Below are 26,772 nucleotides of genomic sequence, written 5' to 3'. Positions count from 1 at the left end.
AACGCCGTTACGGGACACGTCTTCTCCCTTCGTGCTTCACCCCTCTTCCTCCCCGACCTTCGCCCTCGGGGGGGGGGGGAAAACAACAACCCCCCCCCCCCCCCCCCCGCCGGCGGCGAATCAGCAGGCGGCTACTGCGCCTGCCCGGACTGCCCGGCCGGCGGCACCGGCTGCGCGTACGGGTTGTCCGGCACGGGCTGCGCCGGCGGAGCGTACGGCGCACCCTGCGGCGCGGCGCCCTGCGGCGGGACGGGCTGGCCGTACGGCGCCGCCTGCGGGGCGTTGGGGTCGTACGGCGCCGGCTGCGGGGCCGGCTGCTGGTTCTTGGCGTTGCCGCGCTCGACGATCGCCTTCACGGAGCTGGCGATCAGCGCGATCGGGAGGATGAACGCCTTGAGGAAGATTTCGTACCGGCCGCCTTCGAAGACGAACGCGAGGTAGTAGGCGTACCCCAGGAATCCGAGGCCGGCGAGGACGTTGAGGATTCGCCAGCCGACCTTCAGGCCGCTACCGGGATTGACCGCTCCGAGGACCAGCATGGCGGCACCGCTGATCGCGAGCGCGACGACGTACCAGGAGAAAAGCGGCTCGGCGCTGAAATTGAGATTGTTCAAGGGGGGATTCCTGTGGGACGGGGGATAAGACGGTGAAGCCTTTGGGGCGACAGCGCAGGTTACCGGAGGCGGCCGACATTCGGCGTCGCCTTTTCATCGCGGAGTCGTCGCACCCCGACGGAACGGCAATTGACGGGGTGGGAAATGACTGACTATGAGGTGCTGCGGGTCTTTTGCGGCCCCGGCGGCGAGTGCGGGAACGCACTCGCCGTGGTGCGGGAGGGCGGGCCTCAGCGGGTGGGGGGCGTGGGCTCGGCGTAGGCGCGGGCGCGCGCGACCGGCGGGCCGACCAGGGTGGTCACCTTCGGCGCGGGCGCGGCCCCGGACGCGGGCACCGGCATCCGGACCCGCGGCCGCCGGTCGCGCAGCAGCCGCCGCAGGCCGGGGACGAGGGCCAGGTGGGTGATGGCCACCCCGATCACGGCGAGCAGTATGTGGTCGACGTTGAGGACGTGCCCGGGCGTCCAGGAGGAGAGGAACTCCAGGCCGGTCGCCAGCAGGGCGGAGGCGCCGGTGGTGCGTAGGAAGGACGGCAGCCAGGGGGCCCGCAGCCGGCCGCCGGCCAGCGGGAGCAGCACGCCGAGCGGGGCCAGCAGGAGGAATTCGCCGACCACCTGCCAGCCGGTGGAGGAGCGGAGGGAGGCCAGTGGCGTCAGGTTGGTGTCGTACACCCAGGGAACCGGCAGCGGCCTCAGCACCACCAGCCAGAGGACGAGGGCCAGGTGGCAGGTCAGGCCCGCCAGTCCGGCTGTTCGAAGGGGACGGTGGACGGCCGCCGCCGGCCGGTTCCTGGTCCGTGCGCCGGAACGCTCGTCGCGTGTCCTGGTGCCATCTCGCTGCACGGGGGGAAGGACGTGGAGCGGTGGCGCGGTGGTTCCCCCCGGGCGTGAACATTCCGGGGCGCGCCCCCGGTCGCCCGCCGCCCTGGGGCCGAACGGGCGGGGCGACAGGCAGGCAGACGGACGACGGGCAGGCGGGACTACCGGCAGGGCGCCGCGGTCGGCACCGCGCCGAACACGTTGTCGGCCGGCGGGGTGGCGGGCACCACCGTGGGCGACGGGCTCGGGCTCACACCGGCCTTGGCGGCGCCGCGGGCCGGCGGGGTCGGCGTGGGCGCCGACGGCGTGGCCAGGGCGGTCGGTATGTGCGGGGCGGTCGGGCAGGCCGTCCGGCTGGCCGGGGCGCCCGCGTCCACCGGGACGGCGGTCGGCCGGATGCCGCAGCCGGAGGCGAGCGCGAGCAGCAGCAGGGCGCCGGCGGTGCGGCGCAGGGCGGTGCGGGTGGGGGCGGTCACGTGGCGTCCTTGTCCTGGGCGGAGTCGCCGACGGGGCCGTCACCGGTCTCGCCCTCGTTCGGCAGAGGCGGCGGGGCCAGCGGCAGCGTCAGCGTGAACACCGCCCCGACCTCCCCGTTCGCCGCCGTGATCGTGCCCCCGTGGATCTGTGCGTTGGCCATCGCGATCGACAGCCCCAGGCCGCTGCCCTCCGAGCGGGCCCGTCCCCGGTCCGCCTTGTAGAACCGGTCGAAGACGTGCGGCAGCACGTCCTCGGGGATGCCCGGGCCGCTGTCGGAGACCTCGATGACGACCGAGCCCGCGGTCTGCCGGACCTTGACCCGCACCGGGGAGCCGCCGTGCTTGAGCGCGTTGCCGATCAGGTTGGCGAAGACCACGTCGAGCCGGCGCGGGTCGACCACGGCCAGGATGCCGCGCGGGGCGTCCAGTTCGACGGCGTCGTACCAGGCCCGGCCGTCGATGCAGGACATGATCAGGTCGGCCATGTCCACCTCGTCGGCGACCAGCTTGGCGGTGCCGGCGTCGAAGCGGGTCACCTCCATCAGGTTCTCCACCAGGTCGGACAGCCGCCGCGTCTCGCTGACCACGAGCCGTACGGCCGGCGCGATCATCGGGTCCAGCGACTCGGCCTCGTCCTCCAGGATGTCGGTGACGGCGGTCATCGCGGTCAGCGGCGTGCGCAGCTCGTGCGACATGTCGGCGACGAACCGCCGGCTCTGCGCCTCGCGCGCGCTCAACTCCTCGACCTGCTCGTGCAGCGACTCCGCGGCCCGGTTGAACGTCCTCGCCAGGTCCGCGAGTTCGTCCCCGCCCTCGACCTCCAGCCGGGTGTCCAGGTGTCCCTGGCCGAGCCGTCGGGCGGCGTCGCCGAGCCGCTTGACCGGCCGCAGCACGGTCGACGAGGCGGCCTGGGCGAGCAGCGCCGAGCCGATCAGCGCGAGCAGCGTGGCGATGGCCAGCGACCAGCCCAGCGTGTTGAGGTCCTTGCGTTCGTTCTCCAGCGACTTGAACATGTACGCCGTCGGGCCGGTCGGCACCACCTTGGTGCCGCCGATCAGGAACGGCTGGCCCGCCAGGTTCTGCCGCTGCCAGTACAGGTGGTACGGGTACGGGTTGTTCTCGGTGACCTCGCGCTGCCGGGCGACGGTGGACTGCAGCGCCGCCGGGACGTCGGCCAGCGTGAACTGCCCCGGGTCGGAGGAGGCCGTGCACTCCGGGTGCGCCGGGTCGGCCACGACCACGTCGTAACTCAGCCCGGAGCTGGCGACGGTGGACGCGAGCGCGGTCAGGTCCGGGCAGCTCGCGTTCAGCGGCAGCTCGGAGACGTTGCGGCTGAGCGAGACCCGGAAGTCGTTGAGCGCGGTGTCCTGGGCGCGCTTGAGCACCGCGTCGCGGTTGAGCCAGTAGGCGATGCCGGAGGCCGAGACGGCGGCGAGCAGCGCGACCGCCGCGAACACCGCGATCAGCCGTACCCGCAGGGAGCGCAGCCTGCGCCACGGGCCCGCGGCGAAGCGGCGGGCCGTCGTCTGATGATCAGTCACAAGAGCCTGTCGTCGTACGGAAGTTCAGGGAGTTCAGGGAGTTCAGGAATTTCGGGCGGCCCAGGCGGATCGGGCGGGCGGCAAACAGGAGGACGGGAAGCAGGAGGACGGCAGACAGGAGGACGGGAGCGGAACTCAGGCCGGCGGGTCCAGCCGGTAGCCCACCCCGCGGACGGTGCGGATCAGGGTCGGCGCGGACGGCACGTCCTCGACCTTCGCCCGCAGCCGCTGCACGCAGGCGTCCACCAGACGGGAGTCACCCAGGTAGTCGTGCTCCCAGACCAGCCGCAGCAGCTGCTGGCGGGAGAGCGCCTGGCCGGGGCGTCGGCTGAGCTCCAGGAGCAGCCGCAGCTCGGTCGGGGTGAGCTGGAGGTCCTGCCCGTCCTTGGTGACGGTCATCGCTGCCCGGTCGATCACCACGGTGCCGTACGCGGAGGAGTCGGAGCTCTCCCGCTCGCCGCGCCGCAGCACGGCCCGGATCCGGGCGTCCAGGACCCGCGGCTGCACCGGCTTGACCACGTAGTCGTCGGCACCGGACTCCAGGCCGACCACCACGTCGATGTCGTCCGAACGGGCGGTCAGCAGGATGATCGGCAGCTGGTCGGTGCGGCGGATGCGGCGGCAGACTTCGAAGCCGTCGATTCCGGGCAGCATGACGTCCAGCACGATCAGGTCGGGCCGCTGCTCCTTGAAGAGCCTCAGACCGTCCTCGCCGGAGGCGGCGGTGGCCACACGGTGGCCCTGGCGGGTGAGGGCGAGTTCGAGGCCGGTCCGGATGGCGTCGTCGTCCTCGATCAGAAGGAGGAAAGGCACGGCCCCATTTTGGCCCACTCGAAGCGTCGAATCACCCCCAGGACCGGTCACCGACCGTATGGGAACCGGAAGGAGCACTACCGGCGTCCGGTACGGAGGGAGGCGGACCGGGACGAAAGGCCCGCCCCTGTGACACCCCTGTGACAGTCGGCGGACAGCGCCATCACAACCGGCGGGCAAGATTTTCCATGTCGCCGCAGGACAGCGGGCCAACCCGGCCGGCTGGAAGGCGGCAACAGGAACCGCTCGTACCGACCCAGGGGGCGCACGATGAACGCCATGCTTCAGACCCGGACCAACCCGGCTGTCCGCACCGCGCGTTCGTCAGCCACCGCCCCGCGGACCCGGTACGAGGTCAGGACCGACGAGAACTCCGGTGCCGTGACCGTACGGGGGTGCGCGCACAGCACCGGTGGAAACCCTGTCGCCCGCCGGGTGAGCGGCGGCGCCAGGACGGGGGAGCTGTTCGGGATCGGCCGGGTGGGGAACGCGGCCGACTCCGGCAACACCCTCACGCTGCGGGGGATCCTCCCCGTCCGCGTCGAGGGCAAGGACGCTCCGGCGGGGAACCGGGGCGTCGGCGGGAACGGTCTGCGGACGGTCGGCTCGGGGGAGTCGGCCGGCCGCGAGGCCGCCGGTGCGACGCTGCTGCAGCTGAACCCGGTGGCGGCCCGCACCACCGAGGCGGGACGGGCGGACGCGCAGGGGGAGCACCCGGCCGTCGCGGAGGACCACATCACGGAGTTCACCGCGTACGTGCGTGAGCGCCGCGCCTCCCTGTACGCCACGGCGTACCACCTCACCGGTGACCGCTACGAGGCCGAGGACCTGCTGCAGAGCGCGCTCTTCAGCACCTACCGGGCCTGGGGCCGGATCACCGACAAGGCCGCGGTCGGCGGGTACCTCCGCCGCACCATGACCAACCTGCACATCTCCGCCTGGCGGCGCCGCAAGGTCAACGAGTACCCGACCGAGGAGCTGCCGGAGACGGCCGGCGACACCGACGCGATGGGCGGCACCGAGCTGCGCACCGTGCTCTGGCAGGCGCTGGCGAAGCTTCCGGAGAACCAGCGCACCATGCTGGTGCTGCGGTACTACGAGGGCAAGACCGACCCGGAGATCGCCGACGTGCTGGGGATCAGCGTCGGCACGGTCAAGAGCAGCATCTGGCGGGCGCTGCGCCGGCTGCGCGAGGACGAGCACCTGAACAAGTCGGGCGACACCGTCCGGGCGTTCGGCGAGCTGGTCGCCTGACGCGGACGCGGGTGACGCGAAGGAGTGGAACTCCCGTCGGGGGACGGGTAGCGGACGGTCGCGGTGCGTGGACGCCGGCTCGGGGGAGCGGTGAACACGGGGAGCCCGACGGCCGTTCGGGGAAGGCGACGGGCCCGGTGCGGGGGAGACGCACCGGGCCCGTCGTTCTTCGTGTCTTCGTTCCGCGTCGAGCCCCCGTCCGGAGCCGGCCCACCCGAACGGAGGACGGCCCCAACGGAGGGCGGCTCAAACGGAGCACGGCCCCAACGGAGGGCGGCTCAGACGGAGGACAGCTCCCGCCGCCCGGCCGCGGCACGGATCCGGCGCTCGGCCTCGGCCCCGGCGCACGGGTGGGAGCCCAGGGTGACCTGCCGCCCGACGATGGAGCGCTCGGCACGCATCAGCCGCCAGCCGCGGCGCAGCAGCACCGGCAGCGACTTGCGGCCCTCCCGGACGTCCCGGCGCAGCCGGCGCCAGGCCGTGGTGAGCGCGCCGTTGCGCAGGCACAGGGCATCGCCGAGCAGGCCCTCGGCGGCGCACTCGGCGGTGATCTCGGCGGCGAAGATGCCCTCGGCGATGAACGCGGGGGCGCCGTCCAGCTCCAGGGCGCGGGTGGCGATCCGGCCGTTGTCCGGGATCGAGTACACCGGGACGTCGGCGCGGCCGGTCTCGTACAGGCTGCGGATCGCGGCGACCGCCTGGTCGCGGTGCCAGGCGAGCGGGGAGTCCCAGTCGACCGCGCCGTCGGGCAGCAGCGGCAGGGTGGGGTCGTCCCCGTCCTTGTAGAAGTCGTCCAGTTGCAGGACCGGCAGCCCGCTGCGCTCGGCGAGCGAGGACTTCCCGGAGCCGGAGGGGCCGGACAGCAGGACGACCCGGGCGTGGGTCGTCGGCACAGGATTCAGCGGGTCGTCACTCACGGGACACCAGTCTGACGCATCCGGGCCCGATGCCGAAACCCGTCGGATCACACCTTCTGCGGGCCCCGCGGATCGGCGAGCCGCAGGACGGCGGCGAAACGGCGTCGAAACGGCACGGAAAGGCGACGGACCCGCGCCAGGGGGGGAGAGGCGCGGGTCCGTCCAATGACCGTCCGGGCCCTGGGGGGGAGAGGGCACTGGGGACGGCCAGTCTGTGGAGTTGTTACTCGGTGGTCGACGGGGCGGTCAGATCCCCATCGGGTGCCAGACCGTCTTCGTCTCCAGGAACGAGAGTAGCCGGTCGGTACCGGGCGCATTGGTCCAGTCCTGGGCGAACGGGTCCAGCTCCGGACGGACCACCCTCTTCAGGGTATCCGCAGCGGCCGCTTCCAGCGCCTGCGCCGCGCCGGGGCCGTCGGCGGCGATCGCGCCGGTGAGGTCCACCGCGTTGACGTCCTGGTGCGAGGCCAGGGTGGGCGCGATGTCGGCGGTCCTGCCCGAGATGATGTTGACCACGCCGCCGGGGACGTCCGAGGTGGCGAGCACCTCGCCCAGCGACAGGGCCGGCAGCGGGGCGTCCGCGGCGGCCGCGACCACGACCGTGTTGCCGGTGGCGATCGCCGGGGCGATCACCGAGACCAGGCCGAGCAGCGAGTGCCCGTACCCGGCCTGCGGGGCGACGATCCCGACCACGCCGGTCGGCTCCGGGGTGGAGAGGTTGAAGAAGGGGCCGGCGACCGGGTTGGCGCCGCCCGCGATCTGGGCGACCTTGTCCGTCCAGCCCGCGTACCAGATCCAGCGGTCGATCGCGGCGTCCACCAGCGCGGCGGCCTTCTTCGGGCCGATGCCCTCGGCGGCCGAGACCTCGGCGGCGAACTGCTCGCGGCGGCCCTGCAGCATCTCGGCCACCCGGTACAGCACCTGGCCGCGGTTGTACGCGGTGGTGCCGGCCCAGCCCTTGACCGCCGCGCGGGCGGCCAGGACGGCGTCGCGGGCGTCCTTGCGGGTGCCCAGCGGAGCGTTGGCGAGCCACTGGCCCTTGGCGTCCGTCACCTCGTACACCCGCCCGCTCTCGGAGCGCGGGAACTTCCCGCCGACGTACAGCTTGTAGGTCTTGAGGACGTCAAGACGCGTCGCGACATCAGACATCGAGGTAGGCCTCCAGACCGTGGCGGCCACCCTCGCGGCCGTAACCCGACTCCTTGTAGCCGCCGAACGGCGAGGTCGGGTCGAACTTGTTGAAGGTGTTGGCCCAGACCACGCCGGCCTTGAGCCGGCTCGCCGTCCACAGGATGCGCGAGCCCTTCTCCGTCCAGATGCCGGCGGAGAGGCCGTACGGGGTGTTGTTGGCCTTCGCGACCGCCTCGTCGGGGGTGCGGAAGGTCAGCACCGACAGGACCGGGCCGAAGATCTCCTCCTGGGCGATCCGGTGGGCCTGGCTGACGCCGGTGAACAGGGTCGGCTTGAACCAGAAGCCGGTGCCCGGGAGTTCGCACTCGGGCGACCAGCGGTCCGCGCCCTCGGCCTCGCCGGCGTCGGTCAGCTCGGTGATCCGGGCCAGCTGGGCGGCCGAGTTGATGGCGCCGATGTCGGTGTTCTTGTCCAGCGGGTCGCCGACCCGCAGGGTGGACATCCGGCGCTTCAGGGCGTCCAGCAGCTCGTCCTGGATCGACTCCTGGACCAGCAGGCGCGAGCCCGCGCAGCAGACGTGGCCCTGGTTGAAGAAGATGCCGTTGACGATGCCCTCGACCGCCTGGTCGATCGGCGCGTCGTCGAAGACGATGTTCGCGGCCTTGCCGCCCAGCTCCAGCGACAGCTTCTTGCGGCTGCCGGCCAGCTGCCTGGCGATCGCCTTGCCGACCGGGGTGGAGCCGGTGAAGGCGACCTTGTTGACGTCCGGGTGCGCGGTGAGCGCGGCGCCGGTGCGGCCGTCGCCGGTGACGATGTTGACGACGCCCTTCGGCAGACCGGCCTGGCGGCAGATCTCGGCGAAGCGCAGGGCCGTCAGCGGGGTGGTCTCGGCCGGCTTGAGGACGACGGTGTTGCCGGTCGCCAGGGCGGGCGCGATCTTCCACGCCAGCATCATCAGCGGGAAGTTCCACGGGATGACCTGGCCGGCCACGCCCAGCGGGCGCGGGTTCGCGCCGAAGCCCGCGTAGTCCAGCTTGTCCGCCCAGCCGGCGTAGTAGAAGAACCACGCGGCGACGGTCGGGATGTCGAAGTCGCGGGTCTCGCGGATCGGCTTGCCGTTGTCGATCGACTCCAGCACGGCCAGCTCGCGGCTGCGCTCCTGGATGATCCGGGCGATCCGGAACAGGTACTTGCCGCGCTCGCTGCCCGGCAGCGCCGACCAGTCGGCGAAGGCCTTGCGGGCGGCGGCGACCGCGCGGTCCACGTCCTCGTCGGTGCCCTGGGCGAACTCGGCGAGCACCTGCTCGGTGGCCGGGTTGACCGTCTTCAGGGCCTCGCTGCCGGAGGAGTCGACGAACTCGCCGCCGATGAAGTGGCCGTAGGAGGTGGCGATGTCGCCCGCGGCGGCGGGGGACTCGGGGGCCGGGGCGTAGGCGAAGAGGCCGGAGGCCTTCACGGGCTCCTCGATGTTCTTCTTCTTGGCCATGGTGATCAGTCCACCGTCACGTAGTCGGGGCCGGAGTAGCGTCCGGTGGTGAGCTTCTGGCGCTGCATCAGCAGGTCGTTGAGCAGGCTGGAGGCGCCGAAGCGGAACCAGTGCGGGCTCAGCCAGTCGTCGCCGAGGGTCTCGTTGACCATCACCAGGTACTTCATGGCGTCCTTGGTGGTCTTGATCCCACCGGCGGGCTTCACGCCGACCTGGACGCCGGTCTGCGCCTTGAAGTCGCGGACCGCCTCCAGCATCAGCAGGGTGACCGGCGGGGTCGCGTTGACGGCGACCTTGCCGGTGGAGGTCTTGATGAAGTCGGCGCCGGCCAGCATCGCCAGCCAGGAGACGCGGCGCACGTTGTCGTACGTCTGCAGCTCGCCGGTCTCGAAGATCACCTTGAGGTGGGCGCTGGTGCCGTCAGGGCGCTTGCACGCCTCCTTGACGGCGACGATCTCGTTGAAGACGTCGTAGTAGCGGCCGGAGAGGAAGGCTCCCCGGTCGATCACCATGTCGATCTCGTCGGCGCCCGCGGCGACCGCGTCGGCGGTGTCGGCGAGCTTCACCGGGAGGGCGGCGCGGCCGGCCGGGAAGGCGGTGGCCACCGAGGCGACCTGGATGTCGGTGCCCCGCAGGGCGTCCTTCGCGGTGGCGACCATGTCCGGGTAGACGCAGATGGCGGCGACGCGGGGGGTGGTCGGGTCGGTCGGGTCGGGGGTCCTGCCCTTGGCGCACAGGGCGCGCACCTTGCCGACCGTGTCCGCGCCTTCCAGCGTGGTCAGGTCGATCATCGAGATCGACAGGTCGATGGCGTACGCCTTCGCCGTGGTCTTGATCGAGCGGGTACCGAGGGTGGCGGCACGCGCCTCAAGGCCGACCTGGTCGACGCCGGGCAGGCCGTGCAGGAAGCGGCGGAGCGAGGCCTCGGACGCCGCAACGTCCTGAAGGCCGCTGCCCGCAACGCCGAGGGCATTGGCTGCAACAGTGGACATAGTCACCAGAGCAGCATATCTACGCGCGTAGTCGACCGCTAGGGGGCCTGCCTTTCGTGGCCGGACCGAGACCTCGGGGGAGGCGGAGGGGAGGCGGAGGGGAGGCGGAGGGGTGGCAGGGGGCGTGTACGGGCGGGAGGCGCGGAGACCGGCGACCGGGTGGTCCGGGGGCGGCATTCGATGCCGGACCGAGACCTCTCCGTGGGGGGCATGGGGCAGAATCGACGGCATGACCGATTCCCACGGCAAGCCCCGCAAGGGTTCCGCCGCCCCCGACGGGGATCCCGCGTACGCGGACCGCGTGTACCGCTCTGTCCCCGGTGTGATCTCCGGAGTGCTGCTGCTGGCCGTCGCCGCCTGGCTGATCGGCGACGCGGTGCTGAACGGGACGGGGAAGACGCCGTACGTCTCGCTCGCGGCGGTACCGCTGTTCGCCTTCCCGGTGATCGCCTACACGCTGCGCCCGGCGGTGCTGGCGGACAGCAGCCGGCTGCTGGTGCGCAACCCGTGGCGGACCATCACCGCGCCGTGGGCCTCGGTGGACGCGCTGCGCGCGGGGTACTCGGTCGAGCTGCTGGCCGGGGGCAAGAAGTACCAGGTGTGGGCGGTGCCGGTGTCGCTGCGGCAGCGCAAGCGGGCGACCCGGGCCCAGCAGCGCGGCGGCGCCGAGCACGCCTCCCGGATGGGGATGGTGTTCGGCCGCCAGACCAACCCGGTGGTGCAGGGCTCGCCCGACCCGACCCGCGCCTGGTCCGACCAGGTGACCAACGTGCTCCAGGAGATGGCCGAGCGCAACGCCCGCCGCCCCGACGCGGCCGGCCCGGTCGAGGTGGCGTGGTGCTGGTGGGTGATCGCGCCGACGCTGGCCGGCCTGGCCGCGCTGATCACGGTGATCGCGGTCTGAGTCGAAGCACGCGAGGGGCCCGCCGGTACGCGACCGGCGGGCCCCTTCTCGTACGGGCGGGCGTCAGACGGCGATGCCCGCGGCCTCGGCCAGGTCGCGCTTGACCGCTTCGAGCAGCTCGGCGGCCCGCTCGCGGGTGGCGGTGAGGTCGGCGGCGGTGGCGACCGGGAGGACGACCTCCAGGTAGCACTTGAGCTTGGGCTCGGTGCCGGACGGGCGGACCACGATGCGGGCCGAGCGGACGGCCTCGCCGGCCAGGTAGTAGCGCAGGCCGTCGGTGGGCGGCAGCTCGGCGGAGCCCGTCGACAGGTCGTCCGCGCGGGTGACCCGGAGGCCGGCCAGGACGGTCGGCGGCTGCTCGCGCAGCCGGCGCATGGCGTCGGCGATCAGCGAGAGGTCCTGCACGCGGACGGACAGCTGGTCGGTGGCGTGCAGGCCGTGCTCCAGCGCCAGGTCGTCCAGCAGGTCGGTCAGGGTGCGGCCGGACGTCTTGAGGGTGGCGGCCAGTTCGGCGACCAGCAGGGCGGCGGTGATGCCGTCCTTGTCCCGGACGCCCTGCGGGTCGACGCAGTAGCCGAGCGCCTCCTCGTAGCCGTAGCGCAGGCCCTCGGCGCGGGCGAGCCACTTGAAGCCGGTCAGCGTCTCGGCGTAGCCCAGGCCGGCGGCCTCGGCGATCCGGCCCAGCAGGGTGGCGGAGACGATGGTGGTGGCGAAGACGCCCTCGGCCTTCTTGGCGACCAGGGCCGCGCCGAGCAGCGCGCCGACCTCGTCGCCGCGCAGCATCCGCCAGCCGGAGGTGCCGTTGCCGCTGCCGGCCGCGTTGGCGAGGACCGGGACGGCCACCGCACAGCGGTCGGCGTCCGGGTCGTTGGCGATCACGATGTCGGGGCCGACCGAGGCGGCGGTGCGGAAGGCGAGGTCCATCGCCCCCGGCTCCTCCGGGTTGGGGAAGGCCACGGTCGGGAAGTCCGGGTCGGGCTCGGCCTGCTCGGCGACGACGGTGGGCGCCGGGAAGCCGGCCCGGCGGAAGGCGGCGACCAGGGTGTCGCGGCCGACGCCGTGCATCGGGGTGTAGACGACGTCGAGGTTGCGCGGGCTGTGCTCGTCGACGATCGAGACGGCCCGGGCCAGGTAGGCCTCGATGACGTCCTCGCCGAGCACCTCCCAGCCGTCCTCGGCGCGCGGGACGTCGTGGAGCGAGCTGATCGCGTCGATCTCGGCGGCGATCCCGGCGTCGGCCGGCGGGACGATCTGCGAGCCGTCGCCCAGGTAGACCTTGTAGCCGTTGTCCTGCGGCGGGTTGTGGCTGGCGGTCACGGTGACGCCGGCGGCCGCGCCCAGGTGGCGGACGGCGAAGGCGAGCACCGGGGTCGGCAGCGGGCGCGGCAGCAGCGCGGCGCGCAGGCCGGCGCCGACCACCACGGCGGCGGTGTCCCGGGCGAAGTCGTAGGACTTGTGGCGGGCGTCGTAGCCGATCACGACCAGGTCGCCCAGGTTCTGCTGCTTGACGTAGGCGACCAGGCCGGCGGCGGCCCGGATCACCACGGCGCGGTTCATCCGCATCGGGCCCGCGCCCAGTTCGCCGCGCAGGCCGGCGGTGCCGAACTGGAGCCGGTCGGCGAAGCGCTCGGCGAGGTCCGACCAGGCGAGCTTGCCGTCCGTCTCGGCCGCCGGGTCCTCGGCCCGGGCGAGCAGGGCGGTCAGCTCCTCGCGGGTCTGCGGGTCGGGGTCCTCGGCCAGCCAGGTTCGGGCCCGGGCGAGGAGGTCGGTGGTGGTTGCCTGCGTCATGGCTGCCTGCTCCATCGGGAAGTGCGTCGGTTGGTCGGCCGGAGGGTTCCGCAAAGAAGGGGTGGGCACATGCGGACGGGGCCCGCGGGGCGTGATCAGGGGATCACGGCCGCCCGAGGGCCCCGTCGCTCATGATTGTGCGCCTAGGCCCTGTCCGCCCGCCAAGACCGGCCGGACAGGGCCTGGCCGGGCGTCAGATCCGCTCAAGGACCTTCGCGAGCAGCTCGCCCATGCGCTCGGCGGAGGCCTTGCCGGCCTCCAGCACCTCGGCGTGGTTGAGCGGCTCGCCGGTGATGCCGGCGGCCAGGTTGGTGACCAGCGAGATGCCGAGCACCTCGGAGCCGGCCTCGCGGGCGGCGATGGCCTCCAGGGTGGTGGACATGCCGACCAGCTCGCCGCCGATCACCCGGGCCATGTTGACCTCGGCCGGGGTCTCGTAGTGCGGGCCGCGGAACTGGACGTAGACGGCCTCGTCCAGGCTCGGGTCCACCTCGTGGCAGAGCGCGCGCAGGCGCTTGGAGTACAGGTCGGTGAGGTCGACGAAGTTGGCGCCGACGATCGGGGAGTCCGCGGTCAGGTTGATGTGGTCGCTGATCAGGACCGGCTGGCCGGGGACCCAGCCCTCGCGCAGACCGCCGCAGCCGTTGGTCAGCACGATGATGCCGCAGCCGGCCGCGGCGGCGGTGCGCACGCCGTGGACGACGGTGGCCACGCCGTGGCCCTCGTAGTAGTGGTTGCGGCCGAGGAAGATCAGGGCGCGCTTGTCGCCGATCTTCACCGAGCGGATCGTGCCGGCGTGGCCGGCGACGGCGGGGGCGGGGAAGCCCGGGAGCTCGGTGACCGGGAACTCGGCCACGGTCTCGCCCAGGGCGTCGGCGGCCGGCACCCAGCCGGAGCCCATCACCAGGGCGACGTCGTGCCGCTCGGCACCGGTCAGCTCGCGCAGGCGCTCGGCGGCGGCCTGGGCGGCGGCGTAGGGGTCGGCGGAGACGACCGACTGAGGAGATGCGTTCACGGCTCCGAGGATAGACGGGATTCGACTACGCGCGTAGAAAATCCGGCGCGGCATGCCGGATCGTTACCCGGTTGACCCGAAAGCACAGCTCGGTGGCGCCTTTCGGGTGACGCTGCTCGTCGGTACGTACAAGTCGGTGTGAGGTCGGTGCGGGGTCGAACCGCAGGCGGTGCGGGCCGGGAGCCGGGCCCGGGTTCAGAGCCGCTTCGCGCTGCGCAGCCCCTTCGCGTACAGGCCGTTGTCGTCCAGCCGCGCGGTGCCGCCCTTGTCGCCGAAGGTCGGGCCGTCCGCCTCCTCCCGGCTGGAGATGTACCGGGGGTGGCCGTCGGTGTCCAGGCCCAGATAGATGCCGGTGTGGTCGAGCCGGGCGCCGGTGCGGGCGTCGATCTCGAAGAACACCAGGTCGCCGGGCTGGAGCGGGTCGATCGAGGCCGGCCGCAGGGTGGTGTCCGAGCCCGGGGCGGTGGTCAGCGGCAGCACCGGGACGCCCGGGCCGACCCGGGCCAGGCCGTTGGCGCTGCGCGGCAGGCCGGGGCCGGCCACGTCCTTGGAGAGCAGCGGGTAACCGGAGCGGTAGCCGTAGACCATCCGGACGTACCCGGAGCAGTCGAAGGCGCCGTACCGGGTCCTGTCCGGCTGTTTGGCCACCTTGTCGGCGAACGTGTACGGAACGCCGAGGTAGTCGAGGAAGTCGGTCTGCTCCAGCCGCAGGTCGTTGCCCACCGAACCGTTCGGGTTGAGCGGGCCGAAGGAGGCGTCGCCCTTGAACCGCACGCCCTTGGCGTCCTTCTCCGGCGCCGCGCCGGCCAGGTACTGGGTGGCCGCCGCCAGCACGTCGTCCGCGGTGGAGCCGAGCGACTGCTGGAACCAGGTGCGGAACCAGCCCTCCTGCTCGGCGCCCGGCCGCCACGGCTGCGGCATCAGCCGGACCCAGGTGTCGGTCACCACGGTGGCCGTGGTGGTGCCCGGCTCGGCGAAGGTGCGGCTCGGGCCGGCCAGGACGGCGGTGCGGGCGCTGTCGGTCAGGGTGGTGACCACGCCGCCGCGGGCGTCCCGGACCACCGTGCGGTCCGGTCCGCCCAGCCGCTCGTAGCGGTACTCGGCGGCGGTGCCCTGGGCGGGGCCCGGCACGGCGGCGCTGGTGATCAGTGGCGCGCCGCCGCCCGGGTCCGACGGCCGGTCGTGGTCGCGGTCGCGCAGCTGGACGGTGAGGTAGCCGCTGGCGGCCAGCAGGGCCACGGCGAGGCCGCCGCTGAGCAGGGACTTGCGGGTGACGGGCATCGGGGGGTCTTCCTGGGGGTTCCTGCGGGGATTCCTGGCGGGGGTTCCTGAACGGGGGGATCAGGTGCCGGGCAGGGCGCCGAGCAGGACGCCGGCGGTGAGCACCACGTAGTTGGCGAGCGTCACCGTGCTGGTGGCCATCAGGGTGGCCGCCCGGGGCTGGCGGACCAGCTGGTAGGCGATCAGGCCGGGGACGATGAACCCGAGCGTCTGGTTGGCGTACAGGGTGGGCAGTTCGCGCTGGAGGACCAGCATCACGGTGGCCTGCAGCAGCACGCCGATCAGCACCACGGCGGCGAACAGCCGCTTGCCGTACAGGATCACCAGCTTCTGGACCACCCGGGTGGCGAGGTAGGTCAGCACCGTCACGCCGATCACGATGGCCACCCGCTGGAGGTCCTCGACCAGGGTGAGGGCCAGCCAGCCGGGGGTGATCATGCCGCCGGGGGAGAGGTTGGTGGTCAGGTAGCAGACGAGCGAGAAGACCAGGCCGAGCGCGATGCCGATGGCGGCGATCTCGGGGGTGAGCTCGGTGGGGATCACTGCTGGTCTCCGTGGTGGGGGGTGCGGGGGTGGGGCTCGAACCAGGAGTCGGGGAGCGGTTCGGGGTGGTGGACGGGCTGGTAGGCGGGGTCGTACACCGGCTCGGGGTAGAGCGGTTCGGGCTCGTGGTACGGGAGGTCGGGGGCGTCGGGCGCGTCCGGGGCCTCGTCGGGGGCGAGCCGGGCCAGCTCCTCCAGGAACAGTTCGCCCTGGCCGTGGATGTTGCCGACGGCCACCAGCGAGGAGTCCGGCCCGAGTTCGGCCAGCAGTTCGGCGGTGAGCCGGGCCGGGTCGCGCCTGTCGCCGCCGAGGTCGACCACCCGGCCGGACCACCCGGCGGGGATGCCGTCCCGGGCGCTCCTGGTGGGGTGGCCGATCAGGAACACGGCGTCCGGGTCGAGCTCGGGCACGATCTGGCCCATCTGGCCGTTGCGCTCCACCCGGTCCGGGCGGCAGTTGATCACCACGTTGAGCGGGCGGTGGATCGCGCCCAGGCCCTCCAGCTGGCGGACGTTCATCAGCGTGGACTCGGGGTCGTTGGCGGCGAAGACGTTGGCGAAGCGCAGCCGCTTGCCGTCCTCGGTGCGGTAGCGCTCGACGGACAGCACGCCCGGGTCCGGCGGGGCCGCCCACATGCCCTGCAGCGCGGTCCGCCGCTCCACGCCGAGGAGTTCGGCGACGGCCAGGGCGATCGCCACGTTCTCCTTGAAGGTGAACCAGCTGAACCCGCGCAGCTCCTCGTCGGTGACCGACTCCGGGTCCACCACGATCAGTTCGCAGTCGCGCCGGGCCGCCTCCGCGCGCAGGATGTGCGCGCGCTCCTGCTCGGCGGTGACGCACACCCCGCCGACCGGCATCGAGCGGGACAGCGAGCGGGCGACGTCGTCCAGGGTCGGGCCCATCTCGGCGAGGTGGTCCTCGCGGACGTTGCACAGCACGCCGATGGTGGAGCGGATCAGCTTGGTCTGGTTGACCTCCTGGAGCGCCGGCATGACGGCCATGCACTCGATCACCAGGGCGTCCGGCCGGTAGGTGGCGGCGCGGCGGACGATGCCGATCTGCTCGACCACATTGGCGATGCCGAACTTGCGGTAGACCGGCTCCTCGGTGGCGTCCGGATGGATGAACCGGGCCGCCGTGCCGGTGGTCTTGGCGACCGTCACCAGCCCGCCGCCGCGCAGCGCGCCCGCGCAGAGCCGGGTGATCGAGCTCTTGCCGCGGATGCCGTTGACCAGCACCCGGGTCGGGATCTGTTCCAGCGCGGCGAAGTGCCGGCGCTGCTCGACGATGCCGGCCACCAGCAGCACGGTGCAGCACACCAGCAGCACGACGTAGAGGAAGAGCACGGGAGGTCCTTCGGGCGGGGCTCAGCGGGCGTGCGCGGGCACGGGGACGGACTCGGGGGCGGCGGTGCGGCGGGGGCGGGCCGGTTCCTGACGGACCAGCTCCTGGCGGATCAGCTCCAGGCTCCGGGCGACGGCGCCGACCTCGTCGTGGTGGACGGGGTAGAGCACCGTCCGGCGGTCCCCGGCGGCCAGCGCCTCGGCGCTCGCCGCGAGCCGGCGCAGCGGCAGGCCGACCGCGATGAACAGCCAGCCGAGGCAGAGCGCGGCCGCGGCCAGGCCGAGCATGCCGGCCAGCACGGCCCGCCGGTCGGCCCGGTTCTCGTCCAGGTGCAGCCAGGCCACCGGGTGGGCGGTGACCACCGACCAGCCCAGCTTGGCCACGCTGCCGTTGCCGCCGAGCGGGGCGGCGGCGAACAGCGCCGGGTCGCCGCCGCCGCGCAGCACCTCGGCGGCGGCCGACTTCCTCGCCTGGGCCAGCAGGGCCCTGGCGCGGCCCTCGGGCAGCTCGCCGAAGGAGCTGTAGCCCTCGTTGGCGGCGAGCACCCGCTGCCGATCGTCGACCAGCCAGACCCGGCCGAGGCCGGGGCGGACCAGCAGCCCGCTGAGGAAGTCCGTCTTGAACTCGCCGATCAGCACGGGCCCGGGCGGCTCGGCGGCGCCCTCCGACTCCGCGTCGGCGGGGGCGGCGGTGAGGGCCGCGCGGGCGGCGATCCGGGGCTCCCGGCCGGAGCTGTTGAGCAGCAGCACGCCGCTCGCGCCGAGGGCCTGCGGGCCGGTGCGGTGCGGGGCGTCGCCGGCGTGCGCGAGGACCTCGCCGTTCGCACCGAGGACGTACAGCGCGCGGTAGCGGTCGTGCTCGGCGAGGGTGGCGCGCAACAGGGCGTCGGCCTTGCCGACGGAGGCGCCGGCGAGTTCGGGGGCGAGCGAACGCAGGTCCGCGTAGCCCTCGTTGAGCGCCTGGCGGATCCGGTCGGCGGCGGTGTCGGTGCGGTCGCGCTGGCCCGCCACCACCTGGGTGGGGACCCGTACGGTCGGGTCGTTGCCGCCCAGGAACAGCAGCGGGCCGGACCAGCCGAGCACCAGGACGGCGCACAGCGCCAGCGGCAGCGCGGTGCCGGGGCGGCGCTTCGGCGCGGCGGGGGCCGGTGGGCGGGCCGGGTCGAGGAGTTGCAGCCGCAGCTCCTCCAGGGCGCGGGCGATCCGGCCGGCCTCCCTCCGCTTCGGGCCGCGGACCGGCAGGTCGAGCCGTTCGCCGCGGGTGAGCCGGCGGGACTCCAGGAACAGCCGCAGCAGCGGCCGCTGCAGGCTGCGGCTCAGGTACCACGCGAGCAGCAGGGCCAGGGCGAGCAGCGCGCCGGCGGCGGCCAGGCCGAGCGCGGGGTGGCGCAGGCTGCCGGGCTTGCCGTCGACGGTGCTGGTGGAGACCACGGTCAGGCCGAGCGGGGCGGCCGGGTCGTGCCCGCCCGCGGCGCCGACGGCGGCGTAGCCGGCGACCCGGCGCACGCCCTTGGCGTCCGGGCTGCCGGCCAGGCTGCCGGCGGCCGTCCCGCCGGGGGCCGGGCGCTCGCGGGCGGCGCGCTCCCGGGCGCCGGTGACCACGGCGCGGTCGGCCTCGGCGCCGAGTTCGGCGCCGGTGCTGTCCAGGACGGCGCCGGCGGCGTCGAGGACCTGGATGGTCTGTTCCTTGCGGGTCGCGATGCCGGGCAGCCGCAGGTTGTCGGAGGCGACCAGCAGGGCGCGGCCGTCGGCCTTGGTGGTGACCAGGGCGAAGGTGAGCAGCCGGGTGCCGGCGGCGGAGGGCACCAGGACGGGCGCGGGCGCGGTGTCGGTGACCCGGCTGAGGTCGAGGCCGGCCAGCGGCACGGTCTCGCCGCGGGCGGCGAGCAGCCTGCCGGTGTCGGGGCGGACCACCGCCGTGCCGCGCCACTTGTGGTACGCCTGGCCGAGCGCGGACAGCACCGCGGCCGGCTCGGCGGGCGCGGCGTCGTAGCGGGCGGCGGCCCGGCGCAGGTCGGTGGCGCTCTCGTGCAGCCCGGCGCGCAGCGAGGCCGCGGTGTCCTCGGCGGCGTACTGGTGGGACTCCCGGACGGCCTGCGGGGTGTCGTCGACGCGCAGCCCGCCGACGGCGAGCGCGGTGATGGTGGCGACGGCGAGCAGCAGCACCAGCAGCAGCGCGATGGGCGGGCGGATGCCTCCCAGCAGCGGCATGTCGGCCCGGCGGCGATAGCGGTGCTGTCGCGGCGGGTTGGGTGCCGTGCTCACGGGGCCTCGTTCTTCTCGGGGCTCGGCGCACCTGTCCCCGGGAGGTCCGCCGGCCTTCTCGTCGGTCAAGCACTGATCAAGAGTTGGTCAAGCCGGAACAGCGTACGAAGGAGATTTCGAAAAGTTGTCACGTTCCGGTGTCGATCGGATGCCGCTTAGGGATCTCTTTCCGCGAACCGGGCGTGGTGCGCGGCCCCGGGCGGCCCCCGGTGGTCCGCGGCGGGCGGCACGGTAGGTTCGACGGCCATGGAGACTCGGGGTTCGCGACGCCCGTTGCTGCTGTCGGCGGCGGTGCTGCTGGTGCTGGCGGCGCTCGCGGCGGTGCTGACGCTGGCCGTGCGCGGCTCCGACGAGCGGCCGTCGGCGGCGGGCGCTGCGGCGGGCGCCCCGGCGGGCCGGAGCGGACCGACCGGGCCCGCCCCGGTGGACCTGGCGGCCCTGGTCGACGGGTACACCGCCGGGTTCACCCCGGGCGGCCCGTACACCGCGCCGGACGCCGGGCAGCGCCGGGCGATCGCCGACGGCGTGCTCGGCGCGCTGGACGGGCAGGCCGAGCAGGCCGGGCGCTCGCTGGCGCGGGTCGGCTACCGGCTCACCGAGTTCACCGAGGCGGCGACCGGCCGCCGGGTGGCGGAGATCGCCGACGGCACGGACGCCGAGGGCCGTGGCTGGGGCCGGGTCTACCTGGACCTCTCGGCCCGGACGGGCTGGTCCGTACAGGTGCCCCACCCGGTCTCGGACGCCCGTACCGAGGCGCTCGGGGTGGACCTCTTCCGGGCCGCGCCGGGCGGGGTGCTGGTGCTCGCCGGGGCGCACCGCCGGGCCGGGGCGGACGGCGCCTCGGACGTCGCGCACCGCGCCGACACGGTCTTCGCGGCGGTGGTCGAGGCGCTCACCGGGCGCGGCCTGCCCGGCATCCAGGTGCACGGCTTCGACGAGGGCAGCCTGCCCGGGCAGGACGCGGTGGTCTCCAGCGGCGCCGGCCAGCCGGGCCCGGCCGCCGAGCTGACCGCCACCGGGCTGGGGAAGGCCGGGTACGCGGCCTGCCGGGCCTGGCGGGAGAAGTGCGGGCAGCTCGGGGGCACCACCAACGTCGAGGGCCGGTTCGCGGCCGGGCTCGGCGTGCCGTGGCTGCACGTCGAGCTGGGCAACGGGCTGCGCACCGAGCCGGCCCGCCGCGCGGCGGTGGCCGGGGTGCTGGCGCAGACGGCCCGCGGCTGGGCCGCGAGCCAGGGTTAGCAGGCCAGGGTTAGCAGGCCAGGGCTAGTGGGCCAGGGCTAGCAGGGGCGGCGGCGCAGGTCCATCACGTAGTCGTGCGGGGCGCCGGCGCTCTCCGCGGCGTCGGCGACCAGGCCGAGGTAGCGGGCAGCGGGCAGGCCGCCCTCGTAGTCGTTGAGCACGTACGTCCAGACCGGGGTGTCGCCGTCCAGGGTCTGCGCGCGCAGTTTGATCTTGCGGTAGATGCCGAGCTGGACGCCCTCCCAGCGGTCCAGGCCCTCCTCGTCCATCGGCGCGACGTCGTACAGCGAGACGAAGACCTGATCCTTCCCGTCCTCGACGACGGTGGCCAACGAGCCCTCCCAGCCGAGCTGTTCACCGCCGAAGGTGAGCCGCCAGCCGTCCAGCCACCCGGTGCCGCGCAGTGGTGAGTGCGGGGCGCGGCGGGTCATCTGCCGTGCATCGAGGTTGGTGGCATACGCGGCGTAAAGGGGCATGGGGGGAAGACTAGCCCGGTGGATGGACGGTCCGCGGCGACTGGGCGATCGCACAGAAGCCCGGACCCCGGCGTGGCGGCGTTCCCGGCGTGCGGGACAATGGTGCACGTGACTCGGATCGTGATCATCGGTGGCGGACCCGGCGGCTACGAGGCTGCGCTGGTGGCCGCGCAGCTCGGCGCGGAGGTGACCGTCGTCGACCGCGACGGTCTGGGCGGATCGGCGGTGCTCACCGACTGCGTGCCGTCGAAGACCCTGATCGCGACCGCGGAGGTGATGACCACCTTCGACAGCTCGTACGAGGAGCTGGGCATCACCGTCGCGCAGGACGAGGCCGCGGACGCGGCCAAGGTCATCGGCGTGGACCTGGGCAAGGTCAACCGCCGTGTGAAGCGGCTGGCGATCGCGCAGTCCCACGACATCACCCAGTCGGTCACCCGGGCCGGGGTCACCGTGCTGCGCGGCCGCGGCCGGCTCGGCGGCGGCGGGCAGGCGGTGGACGGCTCCCGCGAGGTGCTGGTGGACGCGCCGGACGGCACCGTCCAGTCGCTGCGCGCCGACGCGGTGCTGATCGCCACCGGCGCCCACCCCCGCGAGCTGCCGGACGCCCAGCCGGACGGCGAGCGGATCCTCACCTGGACCCAGGTGTACGACCTGGAGGAGCTGCCCCGCGAGCTGATCGTGGTCGGCTCCGGTGTGACCGGCGCGGAGTTCGCGGGTGCCTACCAGGCGCTCGGCTCCAAGGTCACCCTGGTCTCCAGCCGTGACCGGGTGCTGCCGGGCGAGGACCCGGACGCCGCCGAGGTGCTGGAGGACGTCTTCCGCCGCCGCGGCATGAACGTGATGGGCCGCTCGCGCGCCGAGAGCGTCAAGCGGATCGGCGACCGGGTCGAGGTGGCCCTCGCCGACGGCAAGGTGATCGAGGGCACGCACTGCCTGATGGCGGTCGGCTCGATCCCCAACACCGCGCAGATGGGCCTGGAGGAGGCCGGGGTCAAGCTCAACGACTGGGGCCAGATCCAGGTCGACCGGGTCTCCCGCACCAGCGCCCCGGGCGTCTACGCGGCCGGCGACTGCACCGGCGTCTTCATGCTCGCCTCGGTGGCGGCCATGCAGGGCCGGATCGCGATGTACCACGCGCTCGGCGACGCGGTGCAGCCGCTGAACCTGAAGACCGTCGCCTCCAACGTCTTCACCGACCCGGAGATCGCCACCGTCGGCTACACCGCGGCCGATGTGGAGTGCGGCAAGATGGACGCGGTCGTGGTCAAGCTGCCGCTGCGCGGCAACCCGCGGGCGAAGATGCAGGGCATCCGGGACGGCTTCGTGAAGCTGTTCTGCCGCCCGGGCACCGGCATCGTGGTGGGCGGCGTGGTCGTCGCCCCGCGGGCCAGCGAGCTCATCCACCCGATCGCGCTCGCGGTGGACGCCAATCTGACCGTCGAACAGGTGGCCAGCGCCTTCACCGTCTACCCGTCGGTCTCCGGCTCGACCGCCGAGGCCGCCCGGCAGCTGCACATCCGCAAGCGGGTCGAGAGCGAATCCTGAACCTCCGGCGCACAGTTGAGGGCGGCTGCCGATCGGCGGCCGCCTTTTGCGCAGGAGTGATCGTCACCCGGACGGCGGGCGCAGTCCCGGGCTGCTGACGGCGCGTATTGTACGGTCACGCGCCGCTCTTGCGTGAGCAATTCCAGCTACTAGCTGCAAACGCCTGAAAGCAGACGGTCACGCAGGTTACCGTCGGTTCTGTGTTTGCAGCAGAACGTCGCCAGTTGATCCTCGAAATGGTGCGCGCCAACGGAGCGGTCTCGCTCCGGGAGTTGGCCCGCGTCGTCCAGACCTCCGAAGTGACCGTGCGCCGCGACGTACGGGCACTGGAGGCAGAAGGGCTCCTCGACCGCCGGCACGGCGGCGCGGTGCTCCCCGGCGGCTTCAGCCGCGAACCCGGCTACCCGCAGAAGACCCACCTCTCCGCGGCGGAGAAGAGCGCCATCGCCGACCTCGCCGCCGGCCTGGTGGAGGAGGGGGACGCGGTGGTGGTCGGCGCCGGCACCACCACCCAGGAGCTGGCCCGCAGGCTGGCCAGGGTGCCCGGTCTCACCGTGGTCACCAACTCGCTGTTGGTCGCCCAGGCGCTGGCGCACGCCAACCGGGTGGAGGTGGTGATGACCGGCGGCACCCTGCGGGGTTCCAACTACGCGCTGGTCGGCAGCGGTGCCGAGCAGTCCCTGCACGGGCTGAGGGTCTCCAAGGCCTTCATCTCCGGCAGCGGGCTGACCGCCGAGCGGGGCCTGTCCACCGCCAACATGCTGTCCGCGAGCGTGGACCGGGCGCTGGTGCAGTCGGCCAACGAGGTCATCGTCCTCGCCGACCACACCAAGCTCGGCGCGGACTCCATGTTCCAGACCGTGCCCACCGAGAACATCACCCGGCTGGTCACGGACGAGCAGGCGACCGCCGACGACGGCACCGCCCGGCAACTCGACGCGATCGCCGACTGCGGGGTGCAGATCGACCTGGCGCCGCTCGGCGCCGCCCCCACCGGGGACGCCCCGGTGCACGGCACCGGCAGCGGGCCCGTCCACCAGACCCAGCCCGGCCCGCTGGCGCGCCGCCCCGCCCCGCCCCCCGGCGGCGCCCCGCTGCCCGGCCAGCGCCGGCCGGGCGCGCACGGAGGTCCGGGCGGCCTGCCGGCCAGGCTGGCCGAGCTGGGCCTCCCGCGCGGGCGCTGAGGGCCCGTACCGCCGCGCGAACGCGGCCGGCCCGCACCCCCGAGGGGGGTACGGGCCGGCCGGTGCTCCAGGGAGCGCGTCAGTCCTTGATCTCGCACAGCGCGGCGCCGCTGCTGACGCTCGCGCCCACCTCGGCCTTGAGGCCGACGACGGTGCCCGCCTTGTGCGCGTTCAGCGGCTGCTCCATCTTCATCGCCTCCAGGACCACGATCAGCTCGCCCTCGGCGACGACCTGGCCCTCCTCGACGGCGACCTTGACGATGGTGCCCTGCATCGGCGAGGCCAGGGTGTCACCGCTGACGGCCGAACCGGCCTTCTTGGCGCCCACCCGGCGCTTGGCCTTCGCGGCACCCGCCGCACCGGCCGCCGGGGCCGCCGAGACGCCCAGCGAGGACGGCAGCGAGACCTCGATCCGCTTGCCGCCGACCTCGACCACGACGGTCTCGCGGCCCTCGGCCTCCTCGCCGTCGCCGGCCGCGCCCGCGAACGGCGGGATGGTGTTGTCGAACTCGGTCTCGATCCACCGGGTGTAGATCGTGAACGGGCCCTCGCCGCCGTGCACCTCGGGCGCGAACGCCGGGTCGGTGACGACCGCCTGGTGGAACGGGATGGCGGTGGCCATGCCCTCCACCTTGAACTCGTTCAGCGCGCGGCGGGCCCGCTCCAGGGCCTGCTTGCGGTCCCGGCCGGAGACGATCAGCTTGGCCAGCAGGGAGTCCCAGGCCGGGCCGATGACCGAGCCGGTCTCCACGCCGGAGTCCAGCCGGACGCCCGGGCCGGACGGCGGCGCGAACAGCGTCACGGTGCCGGGCGCGGGCAGGAAGCCCCGGCCCGGGTCCTCGCCGTTGATGCGGAACTCGAACGAGTGGCCGCGCACCTCGGGGTCGCCGTAGCCCAGTTCCTCACCGTCGGCGATCCGGAACATCTCGCGGACCAGGTCGAGTCCGGTGACCTCCTCGGTGACCGGGTGCTCGACCTGCAGCCGGGTGTTGACCTCCAGGAAGGAGATCGTGCCGTCCAGCGCCACCAGGAACTCGCAGGTTCCGGCGCCCTCGTAGCCGGCCTCCTTCAGGATGGCCTTGGACGCCCGGTACAGCTCGGCGTTCTGCTCGGCGGTCAGGAACGGCGCGGGCGCCTCCTCGACCAGCTTCTGGTGCCGGCGCTGCAGCGAGCAGTCACGGGTGGAGACGACCACCACGTTGCCGTGCTTGTCCGCGAGGCACTGGGTCTCCACGTGCCGCGGGTTGTCCAGGTAGCGCTCGACGAAACACTCGCCGCGGCCGAAGGCGGCGACGGCCTCGCGCACCGCGGACTCGTACAGCTCCGGGATCTCCTCCAGCGTGCGGGCGACCTTGAGGCCGCGGCCGCCGCCGCCGAAGGCCGCCTTGATGGCGACCGGAAGGCCGTGCTCCCGGGCGAACACGACCACCTCGTCGGCACCCGAGACCGGGTCCGGGGTGCCGGCGACCAGCGGCGCGCCGGCGCGCTGCGCCACGTGCCGGGCGGTGACCTTGTCACCGAGGTCGCGGATGGCCTGCGGGGGCGGGCCGATCCAGGTCAGGCCCGCGTCGAGGACGGCCTGGGCGAAGTCGGCGTTCTCCGACAGGAACCCGTAGCCGGGGTGGACGGCGTCGGCCCCGGAGTCCGCTGCGGCCTTCAGGACCTTGGCGATGTCCAGGTAACTGGTGCCGGGGGTGTCTCCACCCAGCGCGTAAGCCTCGTCGGCCGCGCGGACGTGCAGCGCATCCCGGTCCGGCTCGGCGTAGACGGCGACGCTGGCGATACCGGCGTCCGAGCAGGCCCGGGCGACGCGGACGGCGATTTCCCCGCGGTTGGCGATGAGCACCTTGCGCACTGTGGCTCCCTTCTTGAACCTGGTCGAGTTTATGGATTCCTGGGCGGTACCGGCGAGTAGCCCCAGGTTGTGAACTATCCCACACGGACGGTGATGAATTTCCGGGGCCCGTCGACCGCCCGTCCGGTGACGCCGCAGGTCGCGGCCGGTGCGGTCGAACCGGCCGGATCCACAGCGGGTGACCGGGCGTTGTCCGGTGCCCCGGTGGCATCGGACACACTCTCGCGCGGCCGGCTCAAACGACGGTGGAACGGGCGGCGGGCCGCCGCCGTCCTGCGGGCCCGGCCGTCAGGCCCAGAGGTCGACCAGCCGGACGTCCAGGTCGGCGAGCAGGGTGCGCAACAGCGGCAGCGAGAGGCCGATGACGTTGCCCGGGTCGCCGTCGATGCCCTCGATGAACGGCGCCGAGCGCCCGTCCAGGGTGAACGCCCCGGCGACGTGCAGGGGCTCGCCGGAGGCCACGTAGGCGGCGATCTCGGCGTCGTCCGGGGTGCCGAAGCGGACGGTGGTGGACGCGGTCGCCGAGGACTGCCGCCCGGTCGCGGTGTCGATCACGCAGTGGCCGGTGCGCAGCACCCCGGCCCGGCCGCGCATCGACTGCCAGCGGGCGAGCGCCTCGGTGGCGTCGGCGGGCTTGCCGAGGGCCTGGCCGTCCAGCTCCAGGACGGAGTCGCAGCCGATCACCAGCTCGCCGTCGGTCAGTGCGGCGGCGACGGCCTTCGCCTTGGCCTCGGCCAGCACCAGGGCGAGTTCGGCCGGGGTGGCGGCGCTGATCGCGTCCTCGTCGACGCCGCTGACCACCACGCGCGGGTCGAGGCCCGCCTGGCGCAGCAGTCCGAGGCGGGCGGGGGAGGCGGAGGCGAGGACGAGGATGCGCTGGTCGGTCATGCCCCTCAGGGTAGGGGGTGCCGGTGTCCGCCGTTCGGGTGAACGACGGACGCGGCGGTCGGGTGAGCGGCGGTCACCGCAGTCGGGTGGGCGCCGGTCACAGCAGGAGGAGGACGGCGGCCACCATCGCGAGGGCGGCGAGCACCCGGCCGGCCCGGTGCAGCCGCTCCATCATCCGGCGGGCCTCCGGGGAGGGCTCGTCGCGGGGGTCTGACCAGAGCACACGTCCAGGGTGCGCCGCGCCCGGCCCCGGGCGCCTGAGTATCCGTACTCAGCTTTCGGGCAATCCGGGCGGACGGGCCCGAACGGGTGCGGAGGGGGGGGGGGGAGAGGGGGAAGTCCCCCCCCCCCCCCAGAAAGGTCCGGTTTCCCCCCCGGGGGCCCGCCCGGTGGTGCGGTCC

Annotated in this window: 24 protein-coding genes and 1 pseudogene; 6 read left to right on the top strand and 19 right to left on the bottom strand. The window is 73.6% G+C overall.

From position 1 onward, the window contains the following. Positions 1-131: 131 nt before the first annotated feature. Complete coding sequence (locus tag ACFVX9_RS01850; RefSeq protein WP_063349062.1) at positions 132-614, bottom strand: hypothetical protein; 483 nt, start codon at positions 612-614, stop codon at positions 132-134. A 144-nt stretch (positions 615-758) separates the two neighbouring features. Here ACFVX9_RS01850 and ACFVX9_RS01845 point away from each other — a divergent pair. Next, a pseudogene (locus ACFVX9_RS01845) lies at positions 759-839 on the top strand (PhzF family phenazine biosynthesis protein); the annotation flags it as partial. Positions 840-844: 5 nt separating this feature from the next. On the opposite strand, the gene ACFVX9_RS01840 reads toward ACFVX9_RS01845, so the two are convergent. The 4 genes from ACFVX9_RS01840 to ACFVX9_RS01825 all read right to left on the bottom strand — a co-directional run bounded on the left by ACFVX9_RS01840 (position 845) and on the right by ACFVX9_RS01825 (position 4,262). Further along, complete coding sequence (locus tag ACFVX9_RS01840; RefSeq protein ID WP_079135831.1) at positions 845-1,456, bottom strand: VanZ family protein; 612 nt, start codon at positions 1,454-1,456, stop codon at positions 845-847. A 137-nt stretch (positions 1,457-1,593) separates the two neighbouring features. Continuing rightward, a complete protein-coding gene (locus ACFVX9_RS01835) occupies positions 1,594-1,908 on the bottom strand; it encodes a hypothetical protein (RefSeq protein WP_363369413.1) in 315 nt (104 codons plus the stop codon). After that, the gene (locus ACFVX9_RS01830; protein ID WP_380485358.1) at positions 1,905-3,449 is read right to left on the bottom strand and encodes an ATP-binding protein; all 1,545 of its coding nucleotides are present in this window, start codon (positions 3,447-3,449) and stop codon (positions 1,905-1,907) included. Before ACFVX9_RS01830 ends, ACFVX9_RS01835 begins: the two co-directional genes overlap by 4 nt. Before the next feature lie 135 nt (positions 3,450-3,584). Then, entirely contained in the window at positions 3,585-4,262 is a 678-nt protein-coding gene (locus ACFVX9_RS01825) for a response regulator transcription factor (protein ID WP_063349065.1), read from the bottom strand. Positions 4,263-4,541: 279 nt separating this feature from the next. Here ACFVX9_RS01825 and ACFVX9_RS01820 point away from each other — a divergent pair, with 279 nt between their 5' ends. Next, complete coding sequence (locus ACFVX9_RS01820; protein WP_380485360.1) at positions 4,542-5,516, top strand: SigE family RNA polymerase sigma factor; 975 nt, start codon at positions 4,542-4,544, stop codon at positions 5,514-5,516. Positions 5,517-5,794: 278 nt separating this feature from the next. Here ACFVX9_RS01820 and ACFVX9_RS01815 read toward each other — a convergent pair whose 3' ends face one another. The 4 genes from ACFVX9_RS01815 to deoC form a co-directional block, all read right to left on the bottom strand. Next, positions 5,795-6,433 carry an ATP-binding protein gene (locus ACFVX9_RS01815; RefSeq protein WP_380336031.1) on the bottom strand — a complete coding sequence of 213 codons (639 nt, stop codon included), beginning with the start codon at positions 6,431-6,433 and terminating at the stop codon, positions 5,795-5,797. Between the two features lie 246 nt (positions 6,434-6,679). Next, on the bottom strand, positions 6,680-7,582 hold the full coding sequence (locus ACFVX9_RS01810) for an aldehyde dehydrogenase family protein (protein WP_380336034.1): 903 nt from the start codon (positions 7,580-7,582) through the stop codon (positions 6,680-6,682). Continuing rightward, a complete protein-coding gene (locus ACFVX9_RS01805; protein WP_380485362.1) occupies positions 7,575-9,050 on the bottom strand; it encodes an aldehyde dehydrogenase family protein in 1,476 nt (491 codons plus the stop codon). The genes ACFVX9_RS01810 and ACFVX9_RS01805 overlap by 8 nt, the downstream gene beginning before the upstream one ends. Before the next feature lie 5 nt (positions 9,051-9,055). Further along, positions 9,056-10,042, bottom strand: a complete 987-nt coding sequence (gene deoC, locus ACFVX9_RS01800) for a deoxyribose-phosphate aldolase (RefSeq protein ID WP_079135833.1) — start codon at positions 10,040-10,042, stop codon at positions 9,056-9,058. Positions 10,043-10,271: 229 nt separating this feature from the next. Here deoC and ACFVX9_RS01795 point away from each other — a divergent pair, with 229 nt between their 5' ends. Then, positions 10,272-10,946: a PH domain-containing protein gene (locus ACFVX9_RS01795; RefSeq protein ID WP_063349070.1), complete on the top strand. Its 675-nt coding sequence runs from the start codon at positions 10,272-10,274 to the stop codon at positions 10,944-10,946. A 63-nt stretch (positions 10,947-11,009) separates the two neighbouring features. Here ACFVX9_RS01795 and ACFVX9_RS01790 read toward each other — a convergent pair whose 3' ends face one another. From ACFVX9_RS01790 to ACFVX9_RS01765, 6 genes are all read right to left on the bottom strand, one after another. After that, entirely contained in the window at positions 11,010-12,734 is a 1,725-nt protein-coding gene (locus ACFVX9_RS01790; RefSeq protein WP_380370256.1) for a phospho-sugar mutase, read from the bottom strand. A gap of 193 nt (positions 12,735-12,927) precedes the next feature. Further along, complete coding sequence (locus ACFVX9_RS01785; RefSeq protein WP_063349072.1) at positions 12,928-13,749, bottom strand: purine-nucleoside phosphorylase; 822 nt, start codon at positions 13,747-13,749, stop codon at positions 12,928-12,930. A 195-nt stretch (positions 13,750-13,944) separates the two neighbouring features. Then, positions 13,945-15,030, bottom strand: a complete 1,086-nt coding sequence (locus ACFVX9_RS01780) for an NlpC/P60 family protein (RefSeq protein ID WP_387979933.1) — start codon at positions 15,028-15,030, stop codon at positions 13,945-13,947. A gap of 60 nt (positions 15,031-15,090) precedes the next feature. After that, complete coding sequence (locus ACFVX9_RS01775) at positions 15,091-15,573, bottom strand: poly-gamma-glutamate biosynthesis protein PgsC/CapC (RefSeq protein ID WP_063349074.1); 483 nt, start codon at positions 15,571-15,573, stop codon at positions 15,091-15,093. After that, positions 15,570-16,919: a poly-gamma-glutamate synthase PgsB gene (pgsB, locus tag ACFVX9_RS01770; protein ID WP_387979931.1), complete on the bottom strand. Its 1,350-nt coding sequence runs from the start codon at positions 16,917-16,919 to the stop codon at positions 15,570-15,572. The genes ACFVX9_RS01775 and pgsB overlap by 4 nt, the downstream gene beginning before the upstream one ends. Positions 16,920-16,940: 21 nt before the next feature. Then, complete coding sequence (locus ACFVX9_RS01765; protein ID WP_387979929.1) at positions 16,941-19,181, bottom strand: HAMP domain-containing protein; 2,241 nt, start codon at positions 19,179-19,181, stop codon at positions 16,941-16,943. 246 nt (positions 19,182-19,427) lie between these two features. On the opposite strand from ACFVX9_RS01765, the gene ACFVX9_RS01760 reads away from it, so the two are divergent. Next, positions 19,428-20,420: a hypothetical protein gene (locus ACFVX9_RS01760; RefSeq protein WP_380490457.1), complete on the top strand. Its 993-nt coding sequence runs from the start codon at positions 19,428-19,430 to the stop codon at positions 20,418-20,420. Between the two features lie 38 nt (positions 20,421-20,458). Here ACFVX9_RS01760 and ACFVX9_RS01755 read toward each other — a convergent pair whose 3' ends face one another. Next, on the bottom strand, positions 20,459-20,896 hold the full coding sequence (locus ACFVX9_RS01755; RefSeq protein ID WP_063349076.1) for a gamma-glutamylcyclotransferase: 438 nt from the start codon (positions 20,894-20,896) through the stop codon (positions 20,459-20,461). 99 nt (positions 20,897-20,995) lie between these two features. On the opposite strand from ACFVX9_RS01755, the gene ACFVX9_RS01750 reads away from it, so the two are divergent. Continuing rightward, the gene (locus ACFVX9_RS01750) at positions 20,996-22,444 is read left to right on the top strand and encodes an NAD(P)H-quinone dehydrogenase (protein WP_063349077.1); all 1,449 of its coding nucleotides are present in this window, start codon (positions 20,996-20,998) and stop codon (positions 22,442-22,444) included. A 236-nt stretch (positions 22,445-22,680) separates the two neighbouring features. Further along, the gene (locus ACFVX9_RS01745; protein ID WP_380485413.1) at positions 22,681-23,628 is read left to right on the top strand and encodes a DeoR/GlpR family DNA-binding transcription regulator; all 948 of its coding nucleotides are present in this window, start codon (positions 22,681-22,683) and stop codon (positions 23,626-23,628) included. Positions 23,629-23,707: 79 nt separating this feature from the next. Here ACFVX9_RS01745 and ACFVX9_RS01740 read toward each other — a convergent pair whose 3' ends face one another. The 3 genes from ACFVX9_RS01740 to mmpB form a co-directional block, all read right to left on the bottom strand. After that, a complete protein-coding gene (locus ACFVX9_RS01740; protein ID WP_363369182.1) occupies positions 23,708-25,483 on the bottom strand; it encodes a biotin carboxylase N-terminal domain-containing protein in 1,776 nt (591 codons plus the stop codon). A gap of 288 nt (positions 25,484-25,771) precedes the next feature. Then, positions 25,772-26,371 (bottom strand): nucleoside triphosphate pyrophosphatase, encoded by a 600-nt coding sequence (locus tag ACFVX9_RS01735; RefSeq protein ID WP_380430878.1) that lies wholly within the window; start codon positions 26,369-26,371, stop codon positions 25,772-25,774. 97 nt (positions 26,372-26,468) lie between these two features. Then, entirely contained in the window at positions 26,469-26,594 is a 126-nt protein-coding gene (gene mmpB / locus ACFVX9_RS01730) for a morphogenic membrane protein MmpB (protein WP_279634918.1), read from the bottom strand. Positions 26,595-26,772: the final 178 nt, after the last annotated feature.

The organism is Kitasatospora sp. NPDC058243 (genome assembly GCF_042882025.1).
Lineage (GTDB): Bacteria > Actinomycetota > Actinomycetes > Streptomycetales > Streptomycetaceae > Kitasatospora.
This window is presented reverse-complemented; position numbering and strand designations above follow the sequence as displayed.

Coding starts and splice junctions, on each gene's coding strand:
- ACFVX9_RS01810 (WP_380336034.1), bottom strand. CDS start 7,582: ATGTCTGATGTCGCGACGCGTCTTGACGTCCTCAAGACCTACAAGCTG.
- ACFVX9_RS01750 (WP_063349077.1), top strand. CDS start 20,996: ATGGTGCACGTGACTCGGATCGTGATCATCGGTGGCGGACCCGGCGGC.
- ACFVX9_RS01805 (WP_380485362.1), bottom strand. CDS start 9,050: ATGGCCAAGAAGAAGAACATCGAGGAGCCCGTGAAGGCCTCCGGCCTC.
- ACFVX9_RS01790 (WP_380370256.1), bottom strand. CDS start 12,734: ATGACGCAGGCAACCACCACCGACCTCCTCGCCCGGGCCCGAACCTGG.
- ACFVX9_RS01745 (WP_380485413.1), top strand. CDS start 22,681: ATGGTGCGCGCCAACGGAGCGGTCTCGCTCCGGGAGTTGGCCCGCGTC.
- ACFVX9_RS01820 (WP_380485360.1), top strand. CDS start 4,542: ATGCTTCAGACCCGGACCAACCCGGCTGTCCGCACCGCGCGTTCGTCA.
- ACFVX9_RS01760 (WP_380490457.1), top strand. CDS start 19,428: ATGGAGACTCGGGGTTCGCGACGCCCGTTGCTGCTGTCGGCGGCGGTG.
- ACFVX9_RS01755 (WP_063349076.1), bottom strand. CDS start 20,896: ATGCCCCTTTACGCCGCGTATGCCACCAACCTCGATGCACGGCAGATG.
- ACFVX9_RS01780 (WP_387979933.1), bottom strand. CDS start 15,030: ATGCCCGTCACCCGCAAGTCCCTGCTCAGCGGCGGCCTCGCCGTGGCC.
- ACFVX9_RS01795 (WP_063349070.1), top strand. CDS start 10,272: ATGACCGATTCCCACGGCAAGCCCCGCAAGGGTTCCGCCGCCCCCGAC.
- deoC (WP_079135833.1), bottom strand. CDS start 10,042: ATGTCCACTGTTGCAGCCAATGCCCTCGGCGTTGCGGGCAGCGGCCTT.
- ACFVX9_RS01735 (WP_380430878.1), bottom strand. CDS start 26,371: ATGACCGACCAGCGCATCCTCGTCCTCGCCTCCGCCTCCCCCGCCCGC.